Here is a 3594-nt window from a genome sequence, read left to right as displayed (position 1 = left end):
ACGGCGACCTGCTGGCCGACGGCGTCGTCGATCCGGTCAAGGTGACTCGCTCCGCTGTGGTCAATGCCGCGTCGGTTGCACGCATGATCCTGACGACCGAGAGCGCGATCGTGGAGAAGCCGGAAGAGGCCTCCGAGCCTTCTTCCGGGCACGGACACGCTCACTGACGTTCATGACACGAGAAAGCCCCCAACCCCTTTCGGGTTGGGGGCTTTCTCGTGTGGTCGGGTGACTACACCGCAATGCGGCGGCGGTTGTGACGAGCGTGCAGTTCTCGCTCGGTCTCCGACATTCCGCCCCAGATCCCGTAGGGCTCGCTGACGTTGAGAGCGTGTGTACGGCACTGGGCGAGGACGGGGCAACTACGGCACATTTCCTTCGCCCGCATCTCGCGCTGTGCTCGTGCCCGGCCCCGCTCGCCGTCCGGGTGGAAGAACATGGACGAATCGACGCCACGGCACAGGCCGTGCATCTGCCAATCCCAAATGTCGGCGTTCGGCCCAGGGAGGTGATTCGGCTGCGGCATGGAAACTCCTAGGGTGGTGTGGCTTCTCGGATTCGTGATCCGAATGCCGACAACGTTATGTGGATCGACGAAATCGAGTCAATAGTTCTCTGTCGTGTGCAAATGCATAGTTATGGGGCAAAGAATTAACACGGGCGATATTTACTTCGACTCACCCGCGTGCGTGTCCTTCCTGTTGAAGAATCCGTCGACACGGGAGACGATGGGAAGGGCATCGGCATTCCGGCTGTCGAAGCGAAGCCGCGGAGCTCGGTTGTCCGGCATCGGTCGTCAGGGTGATCGCTCGATGCGACCGACAGGCACTAGTTGGTGTTTCTCCTGATCACAGGCGTTTCGTTGGTGCTTCGGGCAGCTCCGTTGCACGCGTCGGGTGAGGCGTCGATCCATTCGGTCGAGGCCGCGCGAGGTGTCCGACGCGATCACGCGGAGCGCCATCCGGGACCCGAAGGGACGAACGGACGGCGTGTGGCGCATCGCTTGCCGATCGTGTGACCGACTGCGCCGATTAACCTATTCGCCACACAGCGTTCAGATTCTCGTCTCCGAGTCGGCTGTGTTCACATTGTTAATTCCTTGAAAACTGCATTCTGTTCGCGCGAAAGGACGCGCTGTTGTCCCTTTTCGTACCGACGGTGAATTCGCCCCACGCAATTGCGTCGCGTCGTATCGGTAGGACTCGGACGCCGTTCGTCATCGGCGATGGCCCTACCCTTGCCTCCGTGCCCTCAGAGCAGAGCTCGCTGTTCAACGCGACGCCGTCCGAACTCTTCGACGCCGCATTCGGCGGCAAACCCGGCCGATTCCCGCTGCCCGCAGCCACCGATCCGCGAGAGAGTTGGTTTCGCAGTGTCGCGTTGGCAGGGCAGGGCCGGTACAGCGCCGCCGGAGTCGAGCTTCGGCGGCATCGACCCCGCAGCGCGGAGCTTCGGTCGCTGCACGCGTCGACCACAGCGTCGTGGTTGCGTCAGGTGGGCGAACACGAGCGAGCCCGCCACTGGGACGGCATCGCGGTCCTTCTCGTCGGACTCGGGGGACCGCCGAGATCGACGGACTCGGTGGAGGCCCGGAGCGATGCGCTGACCGGCCTGGCCGCAGATGCGTTGGGAATCGGACGTTTCGGCCTCGCGGACACCCTGTTGGCCCGCAGTGCGGAGCAGCGGCAGGACCCCGCCGGTCGAGGGCTGTGGCGTCCGGCACTACGGGCGTCGTGGGTAGCGGCCGAGCTGGCGATGATGCGCGGCGACGGGCCAGGGGCGGTCCGACACGCCGAGAACGCTCGGGCTCTCGCCAACGATGCCGATTCGTTACGCCACATCGTCAAGACCGACCTGGTGTCTGCGGCGGCGCTGAGCTGTATCGGTGAGACCGGACGTGCTCGTGAGTCGGCCGTTCAGGTGGCCTGCGCTGCGGAGATGGCCGGGCTGCTGCCCCTGCGCTGGGCCGCCACGATGCTCTGCGAAGGAACCGGCGGGGTCGACGCCGGGATGGCCTCGTCCGCCGACCTGGCCGCCGCCATCGATCGCCTGGGTGGTTCGACGGTCGGTTGACCAGGACCTGGGTCGAAGGCGGACCGATTGGTTCGGTTGCGGCCGGGTGGTGTCGCTATCCTTGGTCTCGTTCCACCACCACGTGGAAGCGCTCCCATGCGGGTGCGTACCTGTAACGCGGGGAAATTTGTCGACGATGAACAGTGCGGGTGAGGAGTTGGACTCTTTCGTCGTTGCCGCAGCGCAAGGCGATCGACTGGCTCTGTCCCGGGTCTTGGAATTCATCCGACCACTCGTCGTTCGGTACTGCCGGGCACGGGTCGGTTCGGCTGAGCGCGGTCAGCTTTCGGCCGACGACGTGGCGCAGGAGGTCTGTTTGGCAGTCATGACAGCCTTGCCGCGATACCAGGATCAAGGTCGTCCGTTCATGGCATTCGTGTACGGCATCGCGGCTCACAAGGTCGCCGACGCCCATCGCAGCGCCTCGCGTAACAAATCGGACCCGGCCGCCGAAGTACCAGATGTCGTGTCGATGGAGCACGGACCGGAGCAACGCGCTCTCGAATCCGAGTCGAGTCGACAGATGACTGCACTGCTGGACACCTTGCCCGCCAAGCACCGCGAAATTCTGGTGCTCCGACTCATCGTCGGATTGTCGGCCGAGGAAACAGCAGCCGCCGTCGGCAGCACTGCAGGCGCTATCCGCGTGGCTCAGCACCGAGCTATCGCAAAACTGAAGAACGAAGTTGTGAGAGCAGGTGAAATGTATGGCTAGGGACAATGGTCACGGTGGCCCCGGTGAGACGCCGCGTCGCGGAATCTCGCGTATCGGTGAGCACGTGAACTCCACTGGACCGAAGCAGAACGATCCCTATGCCGACATCGGCGCAGACGGTGGTCCTGTGGACCTCGTCGCCGTACGTCGTGACGATGCGTTCATCGACGCGATCAGTGGCGACGGACCGATTGCCACCGATGACGCAGACGAGTACCAACTCGCCCTTCTGTTGGCCAATTGGCGAGCAGACGTGATCACGCCGGCGATGCCGGCCGGACCCTCCCTCGACGTGGTCGTCGCCTCCGTCGAACGCGAGAAGCTCGCCGCCGACATGGCGCGCTCGAGCTCGGCCAACCGCGGTGGACGCATGCGTCTGCTGCGTCCCATCGCCGGTGCCGCAGCCGCGATCGCCGTCGTGATGGGTGGCCTGGTGGTCATCTCGTACAACTCGACACCGGACGATCCGCTCTGGAGCGTCAAGTCGGTCGTCTTCTCCGAGCAGGCCGATTCGACTGTCGCTCAGATCGATACGACGTCGAAGTTGCAGGAGGCGGAAAATCTCCTGTCCTCGGGGGACACCACTGCCGCTCGCGCACTCCTCGACGGCGCGTCGAACAGCAGTTCCGCTGTTCTCGACGACGGTCAGCGCGCCGAGCTGGACCAGTGGCTGGAACGTCTGCTGCAGGAATTGCAGGCTCTGACGCTGCCCGCGCCTGTTCCGCTCCCTGCGGAGGTCGTCCCGGCTCCAGTCCCCAGTCCGGAGGTCTTCGTGCCACCGGCACCGGTGGATCAGGTCACGCCCG

General features: G+C 64.5%; 4 protein-coding genes and 1 pseudogene. 4 read left to right on the top strand and 1 reads right to left on the bottom strand.

The features are described 5' to 3' along the window. Nucleotides 1-167, top strand: a pseudogene (gene groEL, locus A2J02_RS27760) (chaperonin GroEL); the annotation flags it as partial. Nucleotides 168-232: 65 nt separating this feature from the next. On the opposite strand, the gene A2J02_RS16435 reads toward groEL, so the two are convergent. After that, the gene (locus A2J02_RS16435; protein ID WP_027496361.1) at nucleotides 233-526 is read right to left on the bottom strand and encodes a WhiB family transcriptional regulator; all 294 of its coding nucleotides are present in this window, start codon (nucleotides 524-526) and stop codon (nucleotides 233-235) included. Between the two features lie 719 nt (nucleotides 527-1245). Here A2J02_RS16435 and A2J02_RS16425 point away from each other — a divergent pair. The 3 genes from A2J02_RS16425 to A2J02_RS16415 form a co-directional block, all read left to right on the top strand. Next, complete coding sequence (locus A2J02_RS16425; RefSeq protein WP_082898996.1) at nucleotides 1246-2073, top strand: hypothetical protein; 828 nt, start codon at nucleotides 1246-1248, stop codon at nucleotides 2071-2073. Between the two features lie 136 nt (nucleotides 2074-2209). Next, nucleotides 2210-2788 (top strand): sigma-70 family RNA polymerase sigma factor, encoded by a 579-nt coding sequence (locus A2J02_RS16420; RefSeq protein WP_032397500.1) that lies wholly within the window; start codon nucleotides 2210-2212, stop codon nucleotides 2786-2788. Beyond that, the coding region (locus tag A2J02_RS16415) for an anti-sigma-D factor RsdA (protein WP_068051278.1) at nucleotides 2781-3594 on the top strand (814 nt) is incomplete at its 3' end. The genes A2J02_RS16420 and A2J02_RS16415, both read left to right, overlap by 8 nt.

Origin of the sequence: Rhodococcus sp. EPR-147 (assembly GCF_001647185.1) — a bacterium.
Taxonomy (GTDB): Bacteria; Actinomycetota; Actinomycetes; order Mycobacteriales; family Mycobacteriaceae; genus Rhodococcoides.
Note: the sequence above shows the minus strand (reverse complement) of the source record. Positions and strands in the feature narration are given on the sequence as shown.

Excerpts from the sequence above, each read along its gene's own strand:
- A2J02_RS16435 (WP_027496361.1), bottom strand. The coding sequence starts at position 526 with ATGCCGCAGCCGAATCACCTCCCTGGGCCGAACGCCGACATTTGGGAT.
- A2J02_RS16420 (WP_032397500.1), top strand. The coding sequence starts at position 2,210 with ATGAACAGTGCGGGTGAGGAGTTGGACTCTTTCGTCGTTGCCGCAGCG.